The sequence below is a fragment of the Variovorax sp. PBL-E5 genome (assembly GCF_901827185.1).
GTDB lineage: Bacteria > Pseudomonadota > Gammaproteobacteria > Burkholderiales > Burkholderiaceae_C > Variovorax.
This window is the reverse complement of sequence record NZ_LR594671.1, coordinates 1783036-1805252: the sequence shown is the minus strand read 5'-3', so window position 1 is coordinate 1805252 and position 22217 is coordinate 1783036. Positions and strand designations below refer to the sequence as shown.

Annotated in this window: 20 protein-coding genes; 12 read left to right on the top strand and 8 right to left on the bottom strand. The window is 65.6% G+C overall.

Going from position 1 to position 22217, the window contains the following annotated elements:
• The first annotated feature begins 25 nt into the window (after window positions 1–25).
• Window positions 26–892, top strand: coding sequence for a TIGR00730 family Rossman fold protein (locus WDLP6_RS08830; RefSeq protein WP_162566668.1), 867 nt, complete (start codon window positions 26–28; stop codon window positions 890–892).
• Here the strand turns inward: WDLP6_RS08830 and WDLP6_RS08825 are convergent.
• The 5 genes from WDLP6_RS08825 to pncB form a co-directional block, all read right to left on the bottom strand.
• Window positions 880–2064, bottom strand: a complete 1185-nt coding sequence (locus WDLP6_RS08825) for an MFS transporter (protein WP_162566667.1) — start codon at window positions 2062–2064, stop codon at window positions 880–882. The two genes, WDLP6_RS08830 and WDLP6_RS08825, sit on opposite strands and share 13 nt — an antisense overlap.
• Window positions 2065–2113: 49 nt before the next feature.
• On the bottom strand, window positions 2114–3457 hold the full coding sequence (locus WDLP6_RS08820; RefSeq protein ID WP_162566666.1) for a DNA recombination protein RmuC: 1344 nt from the start codon (window positions 3455–3457) through the stop codon (window positions 2114–2116).
• A gap of 15 nt (window positions 3458–3472) precedes the next feature.
• Complete coding sequence (locus WDLP6_RS08815; protein WP_162592029.1) at window positions 3473–4459, bottom strand: 2-hydroxyacid dehydrogenase; 987 nt, start codon at window positions 4457–4459, stop codon at window positions 3473–3475.
• A complete protein-coding gene (locus WDLP6_RS08810; protein ID WP_162595023.1) occupies window positions 4456–5814 on the bottom strand; it encodes a sodium:proton antiporter in 1359 nt (452 codons plus the stop codon). The genes WDLP6_RS08815 and WDLP6_RS08810 overlap by 4 nt, the downstream gene beginning before the upstream one ends.
• 71 nt (window positions 5815–5885) lie before the next feature.
• Window positions 5886–7097, bottom strand: a complete 1212-nt coding sequence (gene pncB, locus WDLP6_RS08805) for a nicotinate phosphoribosyltransferase (RefSeq protein WP_162592028.1) — start codon at window positions 7095–7097, stop codon at window positions 5886–5888.
• Between the two features lie 184 nt (window positions 7098–7281).
• Between pncB and WDLP6_RS08800 the strand changes: the two genes are divergently transcribed.
• Both WDLP6_RS08800 and WDLP6_RS08795 read left to right on the top strand, forming a co-directional pair.
• On the top strand, window positions 7282–7515 hold the full coding sequence (locus WDLP6_RS08800; protein WP_162566663.1) for a CsbD family protein: 234 nt from the start codon (window positions 7282–7284) through the stop codon (window positions 7513–7515).
• Between the two features lie 56 nt (window positions 7516–7571).
• Entirely contained in the window at window positions 7572–7976 is a 405-nt protein-coding gene (locus WDLP6_RS08795) for a hypothetical protein (protein ID WP_162566662.1), read from the top strand.
• Window positions 7977–8026: 50 nt separating this feature from the next.
• Here the strand turns inward: WDLP6_RS08795 and WDLP6_RS08790 are convergent, their stop codons facing one another.
• A complete protein-coding gene (locus WDLP6_RS08790) occupies window positions 8027–8470 on the bottom strand; it encodes an acyl-CoA thioesterase (protein ID WP_162592027.1) in 444 nt (147 codons plus the stop codon).
• Between the two features lie 209 nt (window positions 8471–8679).
• Between WDLP6_RS08790 and WDLP6_RS08785 the strand changes: the two genes are divergently transcribed.
• A complete protein-coding gene (locus WDLP6_RS08785; protein ID WP_162570395.1) occupies window positions 8680–9237 on the top strand; it encodes a phasin family protein in 558 nt (185 codons plus the stop codon).
• 254 nt (window positions 9238–9491) lie between these two features.
• Entirely contained in the window at window positions 9492–10250 is a 759-nt protein-coding gene (locus WDLP6_RS08780; RefSeq protein ID WP_162595022.1) for a 3-hydroxyacyl-CoA dehydrogenase, read from the top strand.
• On the opposite strand, the gene WDLP6_RS08775 is transcribed toward WDLP6_RS08780, so the two are convergent.
• Window positions 10247–11128 carry a YihY/virulence factor BrkB family protein gene (locus tag WDLP6_RS08775; protein WP_162566660.1) on the bottom strand — a complete coding sequence of 294 codons (882 nt, stop codon included), beginning with the start codon at window positions 11126–11128 and terminating at the stop codon, window positions 10247–10249. The genes WDLP6_RS08780 and WDLP6_RS08775 overlap by 4 nt on opposite strands.
• Window positions 11129–11210: 82 nt before the next feature.
• Here WDLP6_RS08775 and dnaG point away from each other — a divergent pair, with 82 nt between their 5' ends.
• The 5 genes from dnaG to WDLP6_RS08750 all read left to right on the top strand — a co-directional run bounded on the left by dnaG (window position 11211) and on the right by WDLP6_RS08750 (window position 18931).
• On the top strand, window positions 11211–13112 hold the full coding sequence (gene dnaG / locus WDLP6_RS08770) for a DNA primase (protein ID WP_162592026.1): 1902 nt from the start codon (window positions 11211–11213) through the stop codon (window positions 13110–13112).
• A 277-nt stretch (window positions 13113–13389) separates the two neighbouring features.
• On the top strand, window positions 13390–15702 hold the full coding sequence (gene rpoD / locus WDLP6_RS08765) for an RNA polymerase sigma factor RpoD (protein ID WP_162592025.1): 2313 nt from the start codon (window positions 13390–13392) through the stop codon (window positions 15700–15702).
• Between the two features lie 120 nt (window positions 15703–15822).
• Window positions 15823–17061: a multidrug effflux MFS transporter gene (locus tag WDLP6_RS08760; RefSeq protein ID WP_162592024.1), complete on the top strand. Its 1239-nt coding sequence runs from the start codon at window positions 15823–15825 to the stop codon at window positions 17059–17061.
• Between the two features lie 4 nt (window positions 17062–17065).
• Entirely contained in the window at window positions 17066–18199 is a 1134-nt protein-coding gene (locus tag WDLP6_RS08755; protein WP_162566656.1) for an HPP family protein, read from the top strand.
• Window positions 18200–18313: 114 nt separating this feature from the next.
• Complete coding sequence (locus WDLP6_RS08750) at window positions 18314–18931, top strand: NAD(P)-dependent oxidoreductase (RefSeq protein ID WP_162592023.1); 618 nt, start codon at window positions 18314–18316, stop codon at window positions 18929–18931.
• A 34-nt stretch (window positions 18932–18965) separates the two neighbouring features.
• On the opposite strand, the gene WDLP6_RS08745 is transcribed toward WDLP6_RS08750, so the two are convergent.
• Entirely contained in the window at window positions 18966–19907 is a 942-nt protein-coding gene (locus WDLP6_RS08745) for a hypothetical protein (protein ID WP_162592022.1), read from the bottom strand.
• Here WDLP6_RS08745 and WDLP6_RS08740 point away from each other — a divergent pair.
• Window positions 19887–20381 (top strand): GAF domain-containing protein, encoded by a 495-nt coding sequence (locus WDLP6_RS08740; protein ID WP_162592021.1) that lies wholly within the window; start codon window positions 19887–19889, stop codon window positions 20379–20381. The two genes, WDLP6_RS08745 and WDLP6_RS08740, sit on opposite strands and share 21 nt — an antisense overlap.
• Window positions 20382–20405: 24 nt before the next feature.
• Window positions 20406–22121 (top strand): ArnT family glycosyltransferase, encoded by a 1716-nt coding sequence (locus WDLP6_RS08735; protein ID WP_162592020.1) that lies wholly within the window; start codon window positions 20406–20408, stop codon window positions 22119–22121.
• Window positions 22122–22217: the final 96 nt, after the last annotated feature.

Here is a 22217-nt window from a genome sequence, read left to right as displayed (position 1 = left end):
ATCCAGCACCGTTCATCGCCTCATCATGCCCAACAACTCACACGATCTCCACGACAAGCGCCTTGCCGACGCCTGGGCCACGCTCCGGGCTCATTCCGAAAAGGGGCTGCCGCTCGACCCGGATCCCTCGCGTCTGGCCTTTGCCGATCCCGAGTTCCTGCTGCGCCGCGAAACGCGCGGGCTGCGCATGCAGCTCGAGCTGATGAAGCCGGACATCGAGATGCGCGAGCACGGCATCGAGAACACGGTGGTGGTGTTCGGCAGCGCGCGCTTTCGCAGCGAGGAGGAATCCGGTGCGCTGATCGCCCAGGCCGAAGCGGCCGGCGACACCGTCGCGGCGGAGCGCTGGCGCAAGCTGGCGCGCAACTCTCACTACTACGAGAAAGCGCGCGCCTTCGGCCGGATGGTTGCGCAATACAGCAACGACAAGGAGCCGCAGGACAAGCTCTTCGTCTGCACCGGCGGCGGCCCCGGCATCATGCAGGCCGCCAACCGCGGTGCCTATGAAGGCGGCGGCCTGTCGGTCGGCCTCGCGATCGCGCTGCCGATGGAAGAAGAAGCCAACCCGTACGTCACGCCGGCGCTCAGCTTCAAGTTCCACTACTTCGCGATCCGCAAGATGCACTTCATGATGCGGGCGAAGGCGCTGGTCGCGTTTCCGGGCGGCTTCGGAACGCTCGACGAGCTGTTCGAGGTGATCACCCTGGTTCAGACCCGCAAGGCCAAGCCGGTGCCGATCGTGCTCTTCGGCTCGGACTACTGGAAGCAGTCGATCAATTTCGAGTTCCTGGCGGAGGAAGGCGTGATCTCGCCCGGCGACGTGAAGTTGATCGAGTACGTGGACGCGCCGCAGGACGCCTGGGACGCGATCAGACGCTTCTACAAGCTTTGATGCCCTGCGGCGGGGACCTGGAGACCCCATACCGAGCGCGTGCCGAGCGCCACCACGCCGCTGACGATCCAGAACATGCCGGCCACGCCGATCAATGCGCCCCCCGCGCCGAACAGCATCGGCGTCGCGACGCTGGAGGCATTGAGCGTCATCAGGCGCAGGCCCAGCGCCTCGCCGTGCCGCGCGTGCGGCGTGATCTGATGCAGCATGCTCATCACCATCGGCTGCACGGCACCGAGCGCCACGCCCAGCATCACCGAGCAGACGCCCATCCCGAGCGCCGAAGTCATCAGCGGATAGGCAGCGAACACCAGCGCCGTGATGACGTTCGACGCGGTGATCACGGCGCGTTCGCTGAAGCGTGAAGCCACCACCGGCAACACGACACGGATCGCCGCAGCGGCCGCCGCGAATGCACCGAGGATGCCGCCGATCATCGAGGCGCTCAATCCGCGCTCGTGCCCGAGGAGCGGCAGCACGAAGGTATGCACGTCCCATGACGCCGACTGCAGCCAGTTCACGAACAGCAGGCGCCTGAACATCGGTTGCGCCAGCAGGTCCCAGGCACGGGGCCGCGCGGCACTGGCTGTTGACGGCACCGGCGGCAGCTCCGACGTGCCGCGCGCGAGCCACCAGCACGCGAGCGGCAACAGCGCGCACATCCCGAAGGCGACGCGATAGCCCATCAGGTCGCCCTCGCTGCGTCCCGCATGATCGATCAAGAGGCCGGTGGCGAACGGCCCGACGAAATTGGCCGCGGCCGGCGCGATCGCCAGCCAGCTGAACACCTGCTTGAGCTGGGTCGGATCGGTCGCCGCGCGGCCGACGTGGCGTTGCAGCGCGATCACGGCAATGCCCGTGGCGCCGCCCGTCAGCAGCGCCGCCACGCAGAGCACGATGAAGACCGGCAGCAAGGCCGCCATCGCTGCGCCGGTCGTGGCCGCGACGACGGCGATCAGCAAAGGCCGCCGCAGCCCGTGCCGATCGGTGTAGCGACCCGCCGGCAGGGCGAGGAACACCTGCGTCAATGCGAACAGCGAGAGCAGGACGCCGACCGCGGCAGCGCTATGGCCATCGCGAAGCGCCAGCAGCGGCGCGGCCAGCCGCGTCCCCGTCATCGCCGCATGCAGACAGATCTGCGCGGCGATCAATCGAAGCAGGCCTGCATTCATCGAAGCGCGTGCTCCGCCCGGGTCGTCTCGTCGCCGGCGCAGGAATTGGTCACGGCGTGCTGTCGTCCTCGCTGTCGGCGGGCGGCAGCAGGGCTTGCGTCTGCGCTTCGGGCAATGCCTCGACCTTGCGCAAGGCAAGGCGCATCTGCTTGGCGCGGGTGTCGGCCTTGTCGAGTGTGTCGGAGGCCTTGGCCACCTGCTCCTTGATCCGCGCCACCCATTCGCCATAGCGCTCGAACTCGGTCTTGACCGCGCCGAGCACCTTCCACACCTCGGAGGCCTGCTGTTCGAGCGCCAGCGTGCGAAAGCCCATGTGCAGGCTGTTGAGCATGGCGAGCAGCGTGGTCGGCCCCGCGAGCGTCACGCGGTGCTGGCGCTGGATCGCATCCATCAGGCCGGGACGGCGCAGCACCTCGGCATAGAGGCTTTCGACCGGCAGGAACAGGATCGCGAAATCGGTGGTGTGCGGCGCGGCGAGGTAGTTCTCCGCGATGGACCTGGCCTCGCTGCGGATGCGCGCCTCGAGCGCCTTGGCCGCGAGCTCGGCAGCCGGCGCATCGGCCCGCTCGTGCGCATCGAGCAGGCGCTCGTAATCGTCGCGCGGAAACTTGGCATCGATCGGCAGCCAGACGGGCGCTCCATCGCCGCCGCGCCCGGGAAAGCGGATCGCGAAGTCGACGCGTTGGCCGCTGCGCGGCTTGGTCTCGACTTGTTGCGCGTACTGGTCGATGGTCAGCACCTGTTCGAGCAAGGCCTCCAACTGTACTTCGCCGAACACGCCGCGCGTCTTGACGTTGGTCAGCACGCGCTGCAGGCTCCCGACGCCGACGGCCAGCGTCTGCATTTCGCCCAGGCCCTTGTGCACCTGCTCGAGCCGGTCGGCCACCTGTTTGAAGCTCTCGCCCAGCCGTGCCTCGAGCGTGCTCTGGAGCTTCTCGTCGACCGTCTTGCGCATCTCGTCGAGCTTCGCGGTGTTGCTCTGCTGGAGCTGCGCGAGCTGGGTCTCCATCGTCGCGCGCACCTCGGCGAGCCGGCGCGCATTGGATTCGCTCAGGCTCTGGAGCTGCGTGCTGAGCGTGTCCGCGAGCGTCTTCTGCAACAACGTGAGCTGCTGCGCGAAGGCATCGATCTGCGCGTTCTGCGTGCGCGTGGATTCGGCACCCTGCTGCACCAGCGCTTGCTGGAAGGTCGAGAAGGCCTGTGCCGTCTCCTGCCGCGCGCCGCGCGAGGATTCGCTGATCTCGTGGCGCAGTTCGCGCTCGATGCGCTCGTTGGCCGCGCCCAGCGTGGCGATCAGCGCGGCATGATCGGGCGGCGGCGACTTGCGCAGCAGCAGCCAGACCACGAGGATGAAATTCAGGGCCGCGAGGGCCAGCAGGATCCAGAGTTCCAACACGTGCTTCGCTGTCTACTTGGCCGCGAGAACCGCGGGATTGAGGGGCGTGACAGGCTTGCCGTTCACGAGGAAGCCGATCAAGTTGTCGGCAGCCAGATCGGCCATGGCGCGCCGCGTCGGCACCGTGGCGCTGGCGATGTGCGGCGTGAGCACGACGTTGGGCACCGTGAGCAGGTCGGGATGCACCTTCGGTTCGCCCTCGAACACGTCGAGTCCAGCGGCGGCGATGCGCTTGTCGCGCAACGCTGCGGCCAGCGCCGCATCGTCGACGATGCCGCCGCGCGCGATGTTCACGAGCGTGGCGCTCGGCTTCATCAGCGCGAGCTCGGCGGCGCCGATGGTGTGGTGCGACGCCGGCGAGTAAGGCACGACGAGCACGACATGGTCGGCGGTCTTCAGCAGCTCTTCCTTGCTCACGTAGCGGGCCTTGCAGTCGGCTTCCAGCGCCGCGTCGAGCCGCGAGCGGTTGTGATAGATGACCTTCATGCCGAAACCGTGCGCGCCGCGTTTCGCGATGCCCTGGCCGATGCGCCCCATGCCGATGATGCCGAGCGTGGCGCCATGGATGTCGGAGCCGGCGAACATGTCGTAGGACCATTGGGTCCATTTGCCTGCGCGCAGGAAATGCTCGCTCTCGGCGATGCGCCGCGCAGTAGCCATCAACAACGCGAAGCCGAAGTCGGCGGTGGTTTCGGTGAGGACGTCCGGCGCGTTGGTGGCGAGCACGCCGTGGGCGGTCATGGCATCGACATCGAAGTTGTTGTAGCCGACCGCCATGTTGGCGCAGATCTTCAGACCCGGGCAGGCATCGAGCACCTCGGCATCGATGCGCTCGCTGCCGGTGGTGAAGGCACCCTGCTTGTCCTTGAGTTTTTCGATCAGCTGGGCCTTGGTCCAGTTGTTGTCGCCGGGATTGGTCTCGACCTCGAAGTGTTTTTCGAGGCGGGCAATCGTTTCGGGAAACACGGAGCGGGCAACGAGGATCTTGGGTTTGCTCATGGTCGGAAAAAGAGGAAGGTGGAGAGGATGAACAGCGGCATCAGGATGGCACCGGACCACATCATGAAGCCGAAGAAGCTCGGCATGCGCACGCCGCGGCTTTGAGCGATGGCCTTGACCATCAGGTTGGGCGCGTTGCCGATGTAGGTGTTGGCGCCCATGAACACCGCGCCTGCCGAGATGGCTGCGAGCGTGGCGGCATGCGTGGTCATCAACGCCTGCGCATCGCCGCCGGCGGTGTTGAAGAAGACGAGATAGGTCGGCGCGTTGTCCAGAAACGAGCTCAGAAGCCCAGTGGCCCAGAAGTACATCGCGGGTTCCGGCTGTCCGTCGGCGCGGGTGACGGCGGAGACGACCGCGCCGAAGGGTCCGTCGATACCCGCCTTGAGCATCGCGATCACCGGAATGATGGTCAGGAAGATGCCGGCGAAGAGCTTGGCCACCTCGCGCATCGGCTCCCAGTCGAACTGGTTGTCGGCATGCACGCTGGGCGCGGTGATCTTCAGCGAGATCAACGCGATCGCGATCAGGCCGACATCGCGCACGATGCCGGGCAGGCCGAGCGGCGTGCCATGCACGTCGAACACGACGGGCGACTTCCACAAGCCGCTCAGCAGCACGAGCCCGACGATGGCCGCCAGCAGCACGAAGTTGGCGGCGCCGTCGAAGCCGAGCGCCTGCGTGTCGGGCGTCGGATCGATGGGGAGGACGCCCTCCTTGCGGTAGTAGTGCCTGTCGATCACCCAGAACACGGCCAGCAGCAGGCCGAGCAGGAACAGCGTCTCGGCAAGGATGTGCTTCGCGGTCCAGAAGAAGTCGACGCCTTTCAGGAAGCCGAGGAACAGCGGCGGATCACCCAGCGGCGTGAGCGCGCCGCCCACGTTCGACACGATGAAGATGAAGAACACGATCACGTGCACCTTGTGCACGCGGTTGTCGTTGGCGCGGATCAATGGCCGGATCAGCAGCATCGAAGCGCCGGTCGTGCCCATCCAGCTTGCCAGCACGGCGCCCGCCGCGAGGATGGCTGTGTTGAGCCCCGGCGCGCCGTGGAGGTTGCCGCGGACATGAATACCGCCGGCGACCGTGAAAAGCGCAGCCAGCAGGATCACGAACGGCAGGTATTCGGCGAGCAGCGCATGGAGCAGCTGCGCACCGGCGCTCGACGCACCGTACGCGGCCGCGAACGGAAGCAGGAAGGCCAGTGCCCAGCCGGCCGACACCTTGCCGTAGTGGCGGTGCCAGAACGACGGCGCGAGAAGCGGCAGCAACGCGATCGACAGCAGGATGCCGGCGAACGGCACGCCCCACAGCGGCGACAGCTTGCTGCCGTCGACATCGGCGGCCATCGCCATCGCGGGGACCGTCGTCGCCACCACGGCGAGCGCGAAAAGGCGCAGGAGCTTCGGGGTCAAGTCGACGCGCCTCAGCCCGCCGGCTGGGCGATCTCGAAAACCTGCCGCAGATAGGCCAGATACCTTTCGTCTTCGCACATGTTCTTGGAGGGCGTGTCGGACAGCTTGGCCACGGGCTGGTCGTTGCAGCGGATCATCTTGATCACGATCTGCAGCGGTTCGTAGCCCAGGTCGTTCGTCAGGTTGGTGCCGATGCCGAAGGCCAGCTGGCAGCGGCCGCGAAACTGCTGATAGAGCTCGATGATCCGTGTCACCGTGAGGCCGTCGCTGAAGATCAGCGTCTTGGTGCGCGGGTCGACCCGGTTCGCCGTGTAGTGCGCCAGCATGCGCTCGCCCCAGTGGAAGGGATCGCCGCTGTCGTGGCGCGCACCGTCGAACAGCTTGCAGAAGAACAGGTCGAAGTCGCGCAGGAAAGCGGTCATCCCGTACACGTCGGACAACGCGATGCCGAGATCGCCGCGGTATTCGCGACCCCACATCTCGAAGCCGTAGATCTGGCTGTCGCGCAGCCGCGGACCGAGCGCCTGGCAGGCCTGCAGGTACTCGTGCGCCATGGTGCCCAGGGGAATCAGGCCGAGCTTCATCGCATAGAGCACGTTGCTGGTTCCGGCCAGTTGCGGCAGGCGCTCGCCGGTGTGCGGTGCGGCGCTCACCGCGCCGAGCTTCGCGGTCGACGTGCGCAGCACCTCTTCGTGCCATTCCTTGGAGAAGCGGCGGCGCGTGCCGTAGTCGGCGATCTTCAGGTCCGACAGGCCTGCATCGTGCAACTGGGCGAGCTTCGCATCGAGCCGGCGCCGGCCTTCCGCGTAGTCGGGCTGCTTGTGCATGTTGCGGAAGTAGACCTCGTTGACGATGGCAAGCACCGGGATTTCGAACAGGATGGTGTAGAGCCATGGCCCCTCGATGCGGATCTCGAGTTCACCCGAGGCCTGCGGGATGATGTTGATGTACTTCTCGTTGAGCCGGAACAGGCCGAGAAAATCGACGAAGTCGCTCTTGATGAAGCGCATCGATCGCAGGTACGCGAGTTCGGCATCCTTGAAGCCGAGCGAGCACAGGTGCCGGACTTCCTCCCGGATCTGGCCCGCGAACTGCGCCAGGTCGACGCCCGGGTTGCGGCACTTGAAACGGTACTCGACGTGCGCGCCCGGAAAGTGGTGAAGCACCACTTGCATCATCGTGAACTTGTAGAGATCGGTGTCGAGCAGGCTTTGAATGATCATGATGCGGCGCGCGGATCCCGGGTGTGTCGTGCAGGTCGATTATCACGGGCCGAGTCGGCATGTGCCTACGGCGCCTTCGCGGAGCGTCCTACCGGTCGATCGAAATGCCGACGCGACAGTGTGTTCACGCCGGCCACCAGAGCTTTCGAGGCCGGCGAAGCAACCCATCTGAAGGAGATACGTGATGAACAAAGACACCGTCGAGGGCAACTGGAAGCAGCTCAAGGGCAAGATCAAGGAACAGTGGGGCAAGCTCACCGACGACGATTTCGATGTCATCGCCGGCAAGCGGGACCAGCTGCTGGGCCGCATCCAGGAGCGGCACGGCATCAGCAGGGACGAAGCCGAAAAGCAGGTCAGTGACTGGGAATCCCGCGACGGCCGCACGCCGTCGGCGCTCTGGATGGAAAAGTATTGACCTGCACTCCGGCCCCGCTCACACACCGATTTACCAACTCCACGAGGGAACATCCCATGAAAAAGCACCTGCTCATGCTCGCCATCGCGTCGACCTGCTTCGTCTCCATGCACGCCAGCGCGATGACGAAGGACGAATACAAGATGGCCAAGGACAAGATCGAGGCCGACTACAAGTCGGCCAAGGCCCAGTGCGACACGATGAAGGACAACGCCAAGGATGTCTGCCAGAAGGAAGCCAAGGGCAAGGAGAACGTCGCCAAGGCCGAACTCGAACAGCAATACCAGCCCAGCGACAGCCACGCCCGCAAGGTCGAGGAAGAGAAGGTAGATGCTGCCTATGACGTCGCCAAGGAAAAGTGCGACGACCAGAAGGGCGCCGAGAAGAGCGCGTGCGAAAAACAGGCCAAGGCCGATCAGGCCAAGGGCAAGGCCGACATCAAGGCCATGAAGAAGATGTGACCGGCCAACGCCGTCTCACACCATGGATGGCGCCTTCGGGCGCCATTTTTTCATGGCGCTGCGCGCAACTCGTCGACGACGGCTCTCAAGGCAGGCGGTAGCTCGACCGGCCGCTGCGTCACCCGATCGACATAGACATGGACGAAATGCCCCTGGGCTGCAGCCGTCTCGATGCCCTCGGCGAAGAGTGCGATCTCGTAGCGCACGCTGGAACTGCCGGCCTGCGCGACCCGGATGCCGGCCTCGACAGTCTGCGGAAACGCAAGCGGGGCAAAGTAGTTGCAACGGGTCTCGACCACGAAGCCGACAGTCTTTCCATGGTGGATGTCGAGCGCACCGCGCTCGATCAGGAGCGCATTGACCGCCGTGTCGAACCAACCGTAGTAAACGACGTTGTTGACGTGCCCGTAGATGTCGTTGTCGGCCCAGCGCGTCTGGATGCTGCGGAAGACGCGATAGCTGCTGCGGGAATCGGGCGTGGGTCTGTCGCTCATGGCCGGGGATTCTGCCAGCGCCTTCCAGCCATCGAGCGCGCAACCTCATGACCGGCGTTTTAGAAAGCCTGCTCTAAATTGCTGCAAAGCAGCAAAAAACGCTTGATCGTTGCACGCGGCTACCTATACTCGAGGCCATGCTGCACCGCAACATAAACAAGAGGAGCAGCGACGTGAATCCACTTTTTTCAATCAACTGGAGCTCCCTCATGGCACTCACCGCCGACCAAATCATCGCCTCCCAAAAAGCCAGCCTCGAAACCCTCTTCGGTCTCACGACCAAGGCTTTCGAAGGCGTCGAAAAGCTCGTCGAGCTGAACGTGACGGCCTCGAAGGCCGCACTGACGGAAGCCGCCGGTACCGCCCAGGCCCTGCTGAGCGTCAAGGACGCGCAAGAACTGCTCGCACTGCAAGCCAGCCTGTTCCAGCCCCTGGCCGAAAAGACCGCCGCCTACAGCCGTCATCTGTATGACATCGCCCAAGGCACGGGTGCCGAGTTCACCAAGGCTTTCGAAGTCAAGGCGGCCGAAGCCCAGCAAGCCTTCGTCGGCCTGGTCGACAGCGCTGCCAAAAATGCTCCCGCCGGTTCGGAAACGGCCGTGGCCGTGATGAAGAGCGCAGTGGCCGCCGCCAACAACGCGTTCGAATCCGTGCAAAAGGCTGTCAAGCAAGCGTCCGACGTTGCCGAAGCCAACTTCCAGGCCGTGTCGACCACCGCTGTGAACGCGGCCAAGAGCACCGCTCAAACCGCAGCCCGCAAGCGCTGATTTTCCAAGCCCGCTCGAAGCGGGCGCCGATTGTCTCCTTGGGTCCTTCGGGATCCAATTCAGCCCCGTCCTCGGACGGGGCTTTTTTTGCTCGCCCCAGGCTGCGCGCACTTCGTGTCGCTTCTCCTTCCCCCTGCCGGGGGCAACACCAGCGGCCCGGCAAAGCCGGTTCCGCGGTGTTTCTCGAATTTGCCCCTTTGCGGGGGGCGGGTGCCGGGTCTTTGATAATGGCGACACATCATTTGGAGATCGAGATGCAAATTGACGGCAAGGTTTTTATCGTGACGGGCGGCGCTTCTGGGTTGGGCGAGGGCACGGCGCGGATGCTGGCTGCGAATGGCGGCAAGGTCGTCATTGCCGACATGCAGGTGGACAAGGGTGAGGCGGTTGCCAGGGAAATCGGCGGCGTTTTCGTCAAGTGCGATGTCAGCCAGGAGGCCGACGGCCAGGTTGCCGTGGCCGCAGCGCAGAAGCTCGGCAAGCTGATGGGTCTGGTCAACTGCGCCGGCATCGCGCCGGCCGAGAAGACCGTCGGCAAGACCGGGCCGCATGCTCTCGCCGTGTTCAGCAAGACCGTCACCGTCAACCTGATCGGCACTTTCAACATGATCCGCCTGGCTGCCGATGCCATGAGCAAGAACGAACCCGAAAGCACCGGCGAGCGCGGTGTCCTGATCTCGACCGCTTCGGTCGCCGCCTACGACGGCCAGATCGGCCAGGCCGCCTACAGCGCCTCGAAAGGCGGCGTGGTGGGAATGACGCTGCCGATCGCACGCGACCTGGCGCGCAGCGGCATCCGCAACATGACGATCGCCCCCGGCATCTTCGGCACGCCGATGCTTTTCGGAATGCCCAAGGAAGTGCAGGACGCGCTGGCCGCGAGCGTGCCCTTCCCTTCGCGCCTTGGCACACCGGAGGATTATGCGAAGCTCGCCAGGCACATCATCGAGAACGACATGCTCAACGGCGAAGTGATCCGGCTGGACGGCGCGATCCGCCTCGCGCCGCGCTAAGCCTGGGTTCCAGCGTCGCGTTCCAGGCGCTCGAACTGGGCGATCACCTGCGCACCGAAAAGCACCAGGGTAGCGGCGATCTCGAGGCTGAGCAGCACGACGATCGCCGTCGTCAACGAACCGTAGACGACATTCACCTGGGACAGCGTCGAGAAATACCAGACCAGCACCCGGCGCGTGACCTCCCACAGCAAGGCGGCCGTCGCGCCGCCGAGCAGCGCATGGCGCAGCGAAAGACGTCCGACCGGCATCACGAGGTAGAGCGAGGTCAGCATGAAGATCTCGCCGCCGAGGCCGACCAGATAGAGCAGCAGGCCCGACACGCCCGACAAGGACCAGCTGTAGCCGAAGAGATCCACGCTCTCCTTGCCGATGAGCTGCAGCGCGCCCGAGACGAGCGTGACCAGCAGCAACCCGACGCACAGACACAGAATGTAGATGTAGGGCATGACGGCCGACACCATGAAATGGCGGGACCGCTCCGCCTTGCGATGATGAAAGATCACCGCCATCGCGCTCTCGAGCACCGTGAAGGCAAGCGAGCTGAAGAAGATCATCGTGACCAGCAGCACCGGCCCCAGCACGTCGCTGTGCGCCAGGAAGTTCGACAGTTCCGCGACGATCGCACGCGACTGTCCCGGCAACAGCCACTCCAGATAGCGCCCGACCGTGCTGAGCAGTTCCGCCTGCTCGATGAAATGCGACAGCGCGATCACGCTCACGATCAGCAGCGGCACGATGGACAACAGCGCGTAGTAGGCGACGGCCCCCGCGAGCAACAGGCCCTGGTTGCCCTTGAAGGCCTTCAGCGCCTCCCAGACGAACCTCAGCGGATGGCGCAGCAGCGGCGCTGCGTGGGTGAAGGTGCTGCGAATCATGCGTCGGATTTCGGAGCAGCCAGTATGCCGCCGGCAGGCAGCCAGACGAGGGCTTGCGTATGATTTGCCGCTCTTCGCCTACATGACCATCCCCGCCTCATTCATCCAGGAACTGATCGCACGCGCCGACGTGGTGGAAATCGTCGGGCGTTACGTTCAGCTGAAGAAGGCCGGCGCCAATTTCATGGGCTTGTGCCCGTTCCACGGCGAAAAATCGCCCTCGTTCTCGGTCAGCCCGACCAAGCAGTTCTATCACTGCTTCGGCTGCGGCGTGCACGGGAATGCGATCGGCTTCCTGATGGAGCACGCCGGCATGGGCTTCGTGGAGGCCGTGCACGATCTCGCCGGCCAGTACGGCCTGCAAGTGCCGGAAGACGATGCCTCGCCCGAGGAACGCGCCCGCGCCGCCGGCCAGCGCCAGAAGCAGGCCACGCTGACCGAGGTGCTCGAGAAGGCCGGCGACGCCTACCGAAAGCACCTGCGGCAATCGCCCTCGGCGATCGACTACCTCAAGGGGCGCGGTGTCTCGGGCGAAGTCGCACGGCAATTCGGCATCGGCTATGCGCCCGCCGGATGGCGCACGCTGGCAAGCGTTTTTCCCGAATACGACGATCCGCTGCTGGCCGAAAGCGGCCTGGTGATCGTCGGCGAAGAGACCGACAACGGGGAAGGCAAGCGCTACGACCGCTTTCGCGATCGGGTCATGTTCCCGATCCGCAACGTCAAGGGCGAGTGCATCGGTTTCGGCGGCCGCGTGATGGGCGACGAGAAACCCAAGTACCTCAACTCGCCCGAAACCCCCGTGTTCAGCAAGGGCCGCGAACTCTATGGCCTCTATGAAGCGCGCGCCGCATTTCGGGAGCACGGCTATGCCCTGGTGACCGAGGGCTACATGGATGTGGTGGCGCTCGCGCAGCTCGGATTCCCGAACGCCGTCGCGACGCTGGGCACGGCCTGCACGCCGGAGCACGTCCAGAAGCTGTTCCGCTTCACGGAGTCGGTGGTGTTCAGCTTCGACGGCGACGCGGCCGGCCGCCGCGCCGCGCGCAAGGCGCTCGACGGCGCGCTGCCCTACGCGAGCGACGTGCGCAGCATCAAGTTCCTGTTCCTGCCGGCCGAACACGATCCCGACAGCTTCATCCGCGAATTCGGGGCCGATGCCTTCGCGCGCTTCGTCAATGAGGCGACCCCGCTCAGCCGCTTCATGATCGAAGCCGCACGCGAAGGCTGCGATCTCGGCAGCGCCGAGGGCCGGGCCCACTTGGCCAGCAACGCACGACCACTCTGGAGCGCACTGCCTGATGGCGCCCTCAAGCGCCAGCTGCTGGGCGAATTCGCCGAGCTGGTGCAGCTCAGCCCCCAGGAGCTCGGCGAACTGTGGGCGCCGACCCCGGCTGCCCGGCCCGTGCCCTCGTTCCGTCAGCAAGGGGACGATCGCCGGATGGGAGACACACGGTCATTCGAGCGGCGCCACGGCGGCGCTCCGACACCCCGGCGCCTCGCCGCCGGCCGCGTGCTGCCGCCCGGCCGGCCCGATGTCGCAGCGCGGCTCCTGCTGTCGAACATGGCGCAATGGGAGGCGCTCTCCCACGAGCTGCATGCGATGTTGTGCGACCTGCCCGGGGAACACGGCCGGCTGTTCGCCTGGCTCGACAGCCAGTTGCACGAACACGGCATGCAACCCTGGGCGGCATTGCGCGAGGGCCTGCGCGGCATGGAATTCGAAGCCCTGGCCGAACGCGTCATGACCGGCCCGGACGGCGGCCCCGTGCCCGATCTCGAGGGCGAACAGGCGGCCGATGCCGTCAGGGAGCTGCGCAACGTCCTCGACTACATGCTGGACGACCGGCTCAAGGCCCAGCAAAGCGAGGCGATCGCAGCGGTCGGCAGCGACCCGCGCGCGCTGGAACGCTACAAGGCCCTGGAGGCGCGCCGTCTGGAATTGCGCCGCCGCCTCAAGCCGGACAATCCCGACAACACTTGAAAAGCGCGCGACGCGCTATAATGTAAGGCTTCGCTACTCGCGAAATAGACAAGAGCGACAGCAGCACCTCCGGGCCGGCCCCATGCGCAATGCACTTCCCAACGGGAAACGGGTCAATACACCGCAAGGACTGCACACCAAATGTTCGCCCGACATCTTGTCTTTTGAAGAGTGCCTGAGGATTCGCTTCCTCTTCGCTCCCTTGTCCGTGTTCCTGCCTGCGTCGGGTTCTTGGCGCCTGTGATTCCGCTTGGTCCATCTTGTTGTACGAGGTCGTATGCCCAGTTCAAAGAAGCCTGCCGTATCCGCCGCCAAGAAAGCCGTTGCAGAAAAGCCGTTGAAAGCTGCCGCTTTGCCGGCAACTAAAACAGGCGCCGCCGCCTCCAAGGCGACAGCCGCAACGAAAGTGAAAACCGTGCCTACGAAATCGACTCCTACTGCCGCCGAAACCGTCAAAACCCCCGCCAAGAAGGTCGGCCGTCCGCCCAAGGCGGCCGGCGCGCCTGCTGCCGCCGGCGGTGCCAAGCGCGGCCGCAAGCCCAAGGCCGGCAACGAGGCGCCGACCAGCGATGTCGACCTGTCGGACATCGAAGACGAACTGGTCGGCGAAGAGGTCGCGACGGCGACCGAGGAAAAGGTCAAGCCGCTGCGCATGAAGATCAGCAAGGCGAAGGAACGCGCCTTGATGAAGGAATTCGGCCTCGACGAGACCGTGCTCTCCGAGGAAGACCTGGCCAAGCGCCGTTCGCGCCTCAAGACGCTGATCACGCTCGGCAAGACGCGCGGCTACCTCACGCACGGCGAAATCTCCGATCACCTGCCCGACAAGCTGGTCGACGCCGAGACCATGGAAGTCGTGGTCACGATGCTCAACGACATGGGCGTCGCCGTGTACGAGCAGACGCCCGATGCGGAAACCCTGCTGCTCAACAACACGGCACCTACCGCCACCACCGTCGAGGAAGCCGAGGAAGAAGCCGAGGCTGCCCTCTCGACCGTCGACAGCGAATTCGGCCGCACCACCGACCCCGTGCGCATGTACATGCGCGAGATGGGCACGGTCGAACTGCTCACGCGCGAAGGCGAAATCGAGATCGCCAAGCGCATCGAAGGCGGCCTGATGGCGATGATGGAAGCCATCTCGGCTTCGCCCGCGACCATCGCGGAAATCCTGCGCCTGGGCAACGACATCCGTGAAGGCAAGGTCGTCATCTCGACCATCGTCGACGGCTTCTCGAACCCGAACGAGGCCGACGACTACGTGGCCGAGGAAGACTTCGACGAATTCGACGAGGAAGACGACGACGACGGCAAAGGCGGCTCGAAGGCGCTGACCAAGAAGCTCGAGGAACTCAAGCGCGAGGCGCTCGAGCGCTTCGACCGCATCGCGCTGCTGTTTGAGAAGGTCCACAAGATCTACGACAAGGAAGGCTATGGCACGCCGGCCTATCAGAAAGCGCAGCACTCGCTGTCCGAAGAGCTGATGACCATCCGCTTCACCGCGCGCACGATCGAAAAGCTGTGCGACCTGGTGCGCACGCAGGTCGACGACGTGCGCAAGAAAGAGCGCGAGCTGCGCCGCATCATCGTGGACAAGTGCGGCTTCCCGCAGGACGAGTTCATCCGCGACTTCAGCGGCTACGACAAGAACGGCAACCGCGTGTCGTCCAACCTGCTCAACCTCAAGTGGGTCGAAAAGCAGGCGGCTTCGGGCAAGCCCTGGTCCACGGTGCTCGCACGCAACATCCCGCCGGTGCAGGAACTCCAGCAGAAGCTCGCCGACATCCAGTCGCGCGTGGTGGTGCCGCTCACGCAGCTCAAGGACATCAACAAGCGCATGAACGAAGGCGAATCGTCTTCGCGCGATGCCAAGAAGGAAATGATCGAGGCCAACCTGCGTCTCGTGATCTCCATCGCCAAGAAGTACACCAACCGCGGTCTGCAGTTCCTCGACCTGATCCAGGAAGGCAACATCGGCCTGATGAAGGCGGTCGACAAGTTCGAATACCGTCGCGGCTACAAGTTCTCGACCTATGCGACATGGTGGATCCGCCAGGCGATCACCCGCTCGATCGCCGACCAGGCACGCACCATCCGCATCCCGGTGCACATGATCGAGACCATCAACAAGATGAACCGCATCAGCCGGCAGCATCTGCAGGAGTTCGGCTTCGAACCCGATGCGGGCATCCTGGCCGCGAAGATGGAGATCCCGGAAGACAAGATCCGCAAGATCATGAAGATCGCGAAAGAACCGATCTCGATGGAAACCCCCATCGGCGACGACGACGATTCGCACCTGGGCGATTTCATCGAGGACAGCAGCAACACGGCGCCGATCGAGGCCGCGATGCAGGCCGGCCTGCGCGACGTGGTCAAGGACATCCTCGACAGCCTGACGCCGCGCGAGGCCAAGGTGCTACGCATGCGCTTCGGCATCGAGATGTCGACCGACCACACGCTCGAGGAAGTCGGCAAGCAGTTCGACGTCACGCGCGAACGCATCCGCCAGATCGAAGCCAAGGCGCTGCGCAAGCTCAAGCACCCGTCGCGATCGGACAAGCTGCGCAGCTTCATCGATACGTTGTAGAGCTCGCCCCCAGGCTGCGCGCACTTCGCGTCGCTACGCCACCCCCTGCCAGGGGCAATACCAGCGGACCGGCCGAGCCGGATCCGCGGTATTTCACGAACAAGGCATCGCCACCTCCCCATGAATCCCGACGCTCACAAGATCTGGCAGGCGCCGCGCTGGGCGCTGGCCGTTTTACTTGCCGTGCTGGGCATGCTCGGCCCGTTCTCGATCGACACTTACATCCCGGCCTTCTCGGGTATCGCGCAGTCGATCGGCGCCACGCCGGTCGAGATGCAGCAGACGCTCTCGGCCTACCTGTTCGGCTTCGCATTCATGAACCTGTTCCACGGCGCGCTGTCGGACAGCTTCGGGCGCCGGCCGGTCGTGTTGTGGGGCCTGGCGGTGTTCACCGCGGCTTCGCTGGGCTGTGCGCTGTCGCAGAACATCGGGCAGTTGGTGTTCTTCCGTGCGCTGCAAGGCCTGTCGACCGGTGCAGGCATCGTGGTGTCGCGCGCGGTGGTGCGCGACATGTTCGCACCGGCCGATGCGCAGAAGGTGATGAGCCAGATCACCATCTACTTCGGTGTCGCACCCGCGATCGCGCCGATCGTGGGTGGCTTCCTGTTCGTGCACCTCGGCTGGCACAGCGTCTTCTGGTTCCTGGTCGCGGTCGGCGTGGTGCTGTTCGGCGCCAACTACAAGCTGTTGCCCGAGACGCTGCACAAAAGCCATCGCCAGCCTTTCGAGGTCCGGCACCTGATGCGCGGCTATTGGGACCTGTGCTCGGATCCGCGCTTCCTGTTGCTGGCGCTCGCCAGCGGCGTGCCGTTCAACGGCATGTTCCTCTACGTGCTGGCTGCGCCCGCGTTCCTGGGTGACCATCTCGCGCTCGCGCCGACCCAGTTTTTCTGGTTCTTCCTGCTCACCATCGGCGGCATCATGGCCGGCGCCTGGGCCAGCGGCCGCATGGCCGGCAAGGTCGCGCCCAAACGGCAGATCCGCCACGGCTTCGTGATCATGCTGGCGACCTCGGTCGTCAACGTCGCGGCCAATGCCCTCTTCACCGCGAACGCCGCCTGGGCGCTGTTCCCGCTGGCCGTGTTCGCATTCGGCTGGGCGCTGATGGTGCCGGTGATCACACTGCTGGTGCTCGACCTGCATCCCGCGCGCCGCGGCATGGCCTCGTCGCTGCAGGCGGTGATCGGCTCCACCGCCAACGGCATCGTGGCGGGCGTGGTCGCGCCGCTGGTCATGCACTCCACATTGGCGATGGCCCTGACCTCGATCGGGATGATGGGCGTGGGTCTGGTCGCGTGGGTCTGGCTTCACGGACGCTGGCCCGAGATCGGCCGGCGCGTGGCTGGCGAGGCGATCTGAGCGCATGCGGCTCGAGAGACTGCCCGCGGCAGCGCGCGCCTGGCTGCCGGGCCGAACGGCGATCAACACGCGCGAGCGCCTGCGTGCCATCGCCGGCGCGGGGTTGGGGCTTCTGCTCACCGCGCTGGTTTGCCGCGCGCTGGCGCAGCCTTCGATCGACAGTGCCTGGCTGATCGCACCGCTGGGCGCCAGCGCCGTGCTGGTGTTCGCACTGCCGGCCAGCCCACTCGCGCAGCCCTGGTCGGTGATCGGCGGCAACGCGGTCGCGGCCTTGATCGGCATTGCCTGCGTCCGATGGATTCCGGATCCGGCCTGGGCCGGTGCGCTCGCGACGGCACTCGCCATCGCGGCCATGCTGGCCTTGCGCTGCCTGCATCCGCCGGGCGGCGCCGTGGCCTTGCTCGCGGTGCTCGCGCATGCGACACAGTTCCGCTTTGCGCTGTTTCCGGTGCTGGCCAACTCGCTGCTGCTGGTGCTGGTCGGCGTCGTCTACAACAGCCTGACGGGTCGGCGCTATCCGCACGTGCAGCTCTCGCCGCGCCCGGCAGCCGGCAATGCGCCCTTCAGTTCGGCCGACATCGACGCCGTGCTGGCGCGCTACAACCAGGTGCTCGACATCAGCCGCGACGACCTCGAACTGCTGATCCGCGAGACCGAACTCGAGGCCTGGCGGCGCCGGCTCGGCACGGTGCGGTGTGCCGACATCATGTCGCACGACCCGGTCTCCGTGGCCATTGCCACGCCGCTCCAGGAAGCATGGGCCCTGATGCACGCGCGGCACATCAAGGCGCTGCCCGTGATCGACCGCTCGCGTCAGGTCGTCGGCATCGTCACGCAGGCCGACTTCTTCCGCCAGATCGACCTGACCCACCACGAAGGATTCGGCGGACGGCTGCGCGACTTCATCCGCGCGACCCGCAGCGCGCTGTCGAACAAGCCCCAGGTGGTCGGCGAGATCATGACCCGGCAGGTGCGCGTGGCCAGCGAAGACCGGCCGATGGCCGAGCTGGTGCCGATCTTCTCCGAGAGCGGCCATCACCACATTCCCATCATCGACGAGGCGCGGCGGCTGCGCGGCATGGTCACCGAATCGGATTTCGTGCGCGCCCTCTACCGCGTCGTCGGCCCGCAGGGCTAACCTGACCCTGTCGCAGCGACGGCCTGCCGGGCAACACACAGTTTCGCCGTTGGTCCTTTGTCGTTCGAGTGGTGCAACCTAGGATAGCGACTTCAGGAAAACAGGAGTCCGGCCATGAGCCACATTGCCATCCTCGGAGCCACCGGCCGTGCCGGCTCCCGCATCGCCACCGAACTGCTGGGCCGCGGCCACACGGTCACCGGCATCGCGCGCAACATCGCGCAGGCCGAAGCCCGGCCGGGCCTCGCATTCAAGCAGGCCGATGCGACGCAGGTCGATTCGCTGGCGCCGGCGCTGCGTGGCCACGACGCGGTGATCAGCGCCACCCGCTTCGCAGGTGGCAGCGATGCCGCGACGGTCATCGCCGCGGCCAGGCAGGCCGGCGTGCCGCGCCTGCTGGTGGTCGGCGGCGCCGGCAGCCTCGAAGTCGCACCGGGCCAGGCGCTGGTCGACACACCCCAATTTCCCGAGGCCTACAAGCCCGAAGCACTGGCGGGCCGCGTGTTCCTCGAGGCCCTGCAGGCCGAGCAAGACCTGGACTGGACCTTTCTGTCGCCCTCGGCGCTGTTCGCGCCGGGCGAGCGCACCGGCAAGTTCCGCCTCGGTGGCGATCGCCTGCTGACCGCCGCCGATGGCAAGAGCTGGATCTCGATGGAGGACTACGCGATCGCGCTGGCCGACGAGTTCGAAAAGCCGGCGCATTCGCACCAGCGCTTCACGGTCGGGTACTAGCGCGTGAATGCCGCTTTCAGCTGAGCATGCGCGCTCAGCGGTGGTCATCGGCAGCCTTCAATTCCAGATAGGTCTGGCGGTCGATTTCATGCAGCTGCCGCGGATATTGTTCTGTGGCGGCGTACCAGGCATTCCGCCGGGAAATGGCGTCCCTGGGGGCGTCGAGGTAGGCATCCACCGCCAGGAAGTAGCGCATGGCGTTGCGCTCGACCAGCCCGTGCATGCCTCTGATGTACTCGGGTTGCCCATCGGCCGTTCGCCCAAGCACGCTAAAGCCGACCTTGGAACGGCCGAAGGTGGCCAGGTAGGCCTGCATGGCGACACTGGTCAGGGCGTTCTCGTCGTAGGAATACGAAAAGTGCAGGAAGCTGTGCGCCGCATCGGCAGGAATGGCCTCGAACGCGATCCGGTAGTTGCTGGTGCCCAGAGGACCGGCTGACGCGCCAAGTTGCACCTGCAGGTGCTGCGGTGTTGCATCGATCAGGCGAAAGTCGAAGACGAGGCGAAAGGCGCTGTCGACAGGCTGGTCGTACTTGCGCACCACGCTCAACGCGAGCGTCGAGCCTGCGGCTTCCGTCGACACCGTGCAGCGGCGATTGCTGACATGCAGCAGCATGGCTTGGCACCATGCATCAGGCGTGCTCAGCGTCGAGCTGAGCGCTGCAAGGGGATGATCGACGATGGCGTACACATCGCCCTGGAGTCCGTTCGCCGTGTCGCTCGCATTCAGCATCAGGGGGCGGTTGAAAGCCGACCTGTCCAATGGGCCCCGCAGCAAGGTCAGCTTGCCGCTCAGTTCGTCAGCGCTCGACGCCTGTGCGGCAGATGCGGTCAATGCCATGACGACGGCAAGCGCGGCGACGGCAGCGCCGCGCTGATCGAGGCCCTTGGCCATGACGCAGGAAATGGAGCGCAGCGCTCTCACAGGCATTGCAGCGCTGAGGAGTTCGAACAGGTGGGTGTTGCTGAGGACCATGTCGAGGCCCAATCCTCGGCGATCCCTGCTTACGAGCGACTTAAGTCACGCGGCGATGCGACGAGACCCGGGCCGGCCGCGCTGCGCGCCGAAGGACTTCGAGAAGCGCTCGCGTCTTTGCTGCAGCGGACGGACTATCGTTTCATCGGAATATGGCGTTTCGAAGACGGCAAGGCCAACGCTGCCGTCCACTATGACCGCGAGAATCCGGACGTCCTTACGGCCCAGGAGGTCCCCGATACGGCCACTTATTGCTGCTTCGTGCGAGAGAGCCATGCGCCGTTCATGACCCCGAACGCGCTCGTGGACGAGCGCCTCGCGCAGCATCCCGCCAGGGCGCAGGTCCTGACCTATTGCAGAGTGCCGCTCATGGACAGTGCCGGAACGATCCTCGGCACGCTGTGCCATTACGACCTGGTGCCACGCGATCCCCAGCAGATCCGGTCGGATCGCACGCAGATAAGGCGGCGGTAAGGAAGGGCTTGCGATCATGCTGAAATGCATGGAGCCGCACCGCCGGAGCGCACGACAGCCCCGGCGCCGACCTCGCACCGCAACACGCCGTCCTTGCGCTGGCTCGCGTGGATGGCAGGCCTCGCCACCTTGCTCTGGTTCGCGAGCCTGGGGACGCGGTCGCTCATCAGTCCCGATGAAGGCCGCTACGCCACGCTGGCGCTCGAGATGGCACGCAGCGGCGACTGGATCACGCCGCGGCTGAACGGCCTGCTCTACTTCGAGAAGCCTGCGCTGCAATACTGGATCGGCGCACTGAGCTTCAAGTGTCTAGGGATCACCGAGTTCGCTGCGCGCCTGGGGCCGGGCCTGGCGGGCTTCCTGACGGTGATCGTCGTCGGATGGACATCATGGCGCCTGTGGGGGCGCGAAGTGGGTCTGCAGGCGCTGGCGATCACGGCATCGACCACCTGGATCGTCGGCAACAGCCATTTCCTCACGCTCGATGCGGGCCTGACGCTGTTCCTCACGCTGGCGCTTTGCAGCGTGCTGCTGGCGATGCGGCACGACGCGAGCCCGGGGCGCGTGGCGCACGACGCGCGCCGCCGCTGGATCTGGATCGCCTGGGCCGCGATGGCCGGCGCCGTGCTGAGCAAGGGATTGATCGGCATTGCGATTCCAGGCGGCGTGCTGCTGACCATCAGCCTGTGGCGACGAGACATGGCGCTGCTGCGTGGCATGCGCTGGGGCTCGGGCGCGGTGATCTTCCTGGCGCTCGCGGCGCCGTGGTTCGTCCTGATGTCGTTGCGGCATCCCGAGTTCGCGAACTTCTTCTTCATTCATGAGCACTTCACGCGCTACCTGACGACCGAGCATCGCCGCGAGGGAGCGTGGTGGTACTACCTTCCGATCCTGCTCGCCGGTGCGCTGCCATGGACCGGTGGTCTGGCGTGGTCGCTCAAGCCGGACCGCCGCCATGGCGAAACCGATGGGCCCCCGATCGATTCGCGCAATGTGCTGATCGTCTGGTCGCTGTTCATCCTGTTGTTCTTCAGCGCTTCCGGCTCCAAGCTGCCCTCCTACATTCTGCCGATGTTCCCCGCGCTCGCCATGCTGGCGGCGCTGCGGATCCGCGATGCACGCCCGTCGACATTGCGCTGGCACCTGGGGGTGCCGACGCTGGTGTGGCTCGCGGCGCTGATCGCCTCGACGCAGTACGGCCGGCTGGTCTCGCCGAGCGCACCGCCGGAGGCGCTGTCGGCTATCGCGATGGCCGTGCGACTCGCGTGCGTCGTGTTCCTGCTCGGTGCCGCTGCTGCCTGGTGGCACCTCGGGCGCCGGCAGACGACCGCGGCCGTGCTGTGCATGGCGCTGGGTCACTTCGTTGCGACGACCCTTGTGCTGCAAGGCCACGACCGCTTCGGACAGCTCAAGAGTTCCGCGGCTTTGTCGACGGTGCTGCTCCCGCTCCTGCAACCGGACACGCCCGTGTTTGCCGTCCGCAGCTACGACCAGACACTGCCCTTCTATCTTCGGCGCGACGTGGTGCTGGTGGACTATGCCGACGAGTTCGCCCTGGGCCAGCGCCTGGAACCCTGGAAATCGATCCCGACCCTGGATGCATTCGCCCAGCGCTGGCGCTCGCTTCCCCAGGCCGCGGCCTACATGAACCGGACGACGTGGGCGGCGCTTCGCCAGCGCGAGCTGCCGATGCGCATCGTGTTCGAGGACGCGAGGTGTCTGGTCGTGGTCAAGCAGTGATCCTTGGCCATCCATCGTCGCGAAGGGAACGCATGTCCTACGGCGCTTCAAATGGGTCATCCCCAGTCTGGAGACAGGGGCGCGCTGCGGCCGTCA

What these genes read in the sequence shown, in the direction of transcription:
- WDLP6_RS08745 (WP_162592022.1), bottom strand. Translation starts at nt 19,907, where the DNA reads ATGGTCCTCAGCAACACCCACCTGTTCGAACTCCTCAGCGCTGCAATG.
- dnaG (WP_162592026.1), top strand. Translation starts at nt 11,211, where the DNA reads ATGACCATCCCCGCCTCATTCATCCAGGAACTGATCGCACGCGCCGAC.
- WDLP6_RS08760 (WP_162592024.1), top strand. Translation starts at nt 15,823, where the DNA reads ATGAATCCCGACGCTCACAAGATCTGGCAGGCGCCGCGCTGGGCGCTG.
- WDLP6_RS08785 (WP_162570395.1), top strand. Translation starts at nt 8,680, where the DNA reads ATGGCACTCACCGCCGACCAAATCATCGCCTCCCAAAAAGCCAGCCTC.
- pncB (WP_162592028.1), bottom strand. Translation starts at nt 7,097, where the DNA reads ATGATCATTCAAAGCCTGCTCGACACCGATCTCTACAAGTTCACGATG.
- WDLP6_RS08800 (WP_162566663.1), top strand. Translation starts at nt 7,282, where the DNA reads ATGAACAAAGACACCGTCGAGGGCAACTGGAAGCAGCTCAAGGGCAAG.
- rpoD (WP_162592025.1), top strand. Translation starts at nt 13,390, where the DNA reads ATGCCCAGTTCAAAGAAGCCTGCCGTATCCGCCGCCAAGAAAGCCGTT.
- WDLP6_RS08755 (WP_162566656.1), top strand. Translation starts at nt 17,066, where the DNA reads ATGCGGCTCGAGAGACTGCCCGCGGCAGCGCGCGCCTGGCTGCCGGGC.
- WDLP6_RS08795 (WP_162566662.1), top strand. Translation starts at nt 7,572, where the DNA reads ATGAAAAAGCACCTGCTCATGCTCGCCATCGCGTCGACCTGCTTCGTC.
- WDLP6_RS08790 (WP_162592027.1), bottom strand. Translation starts at nt 8,470, where the DNA reads ATGAGCGACAGACCCACGCCCGATTCCCGCAGCAGCTATCGCGTCTTC.
- WDLP6_RS08830 (WP_162566668.1), top strand. Translation starts at nt 26, where the DNA reads ATGCCCAACAACTCACACGATCTCCACGACAAGCGCCTTGCCGACGCC.
- WDLP6_RS08775 (WP_162566660.1), bottom strand. Translation starts at nt 11,128, where the DNA reads ATGATTCGCAGCACCTTCACCCACGCAGCGCCGCTGCTGCGCCATCCG.
- WDLP6_RS08735 (WP_162592020.1), top strand. Translation starts at nt 20,406, where the DNA reads ATGCATGGAGCCGCACCGCCGGAGCGCACGACAGCCCCGGCGCCGACC.
- WDLP6_RS08750 (WP_162592023.1), top strand. Translation starts at nt 18,314, where the DNA reads ATGAGCCACATTGCCATCCTCGGAGCCACCGGCCGTGCCGGCTCCCGC.
- WDLP6_RS08815 (WP_162592029.1), bottom strand. Translation starts at nt 4,459, where the DNA reads ATGAGCAAACCCAAGATCCTCGTTGCCCGCTCCGTGTTTCCCGAAACG.
- WDLP6_RS08825 (WP_162566667.1), bottom strand. Translation starts at nt 2,064, where the DNA reads ATGAATGCAGGCCTGCTTCGATTGATCGCCGCGCAGATCTGTCTGCAT.
- WDLP6_RS08780 (WP_162595022.1), top strand. Translation starts at nt 9,492, where the DNA reads ATGCAAATTGACGGCAAGGTTTTTATCGTGACGGGCGGCGCTTCTGGG.
- WDLP6_RS08810 (WP_162595023.1), bottom strand. Translation starts at nt 5,814, where the DNA reads ATGGCGATGGCCGCCGATGTCGACGGCAGCAAGCTGTCGCCGCTGTGG.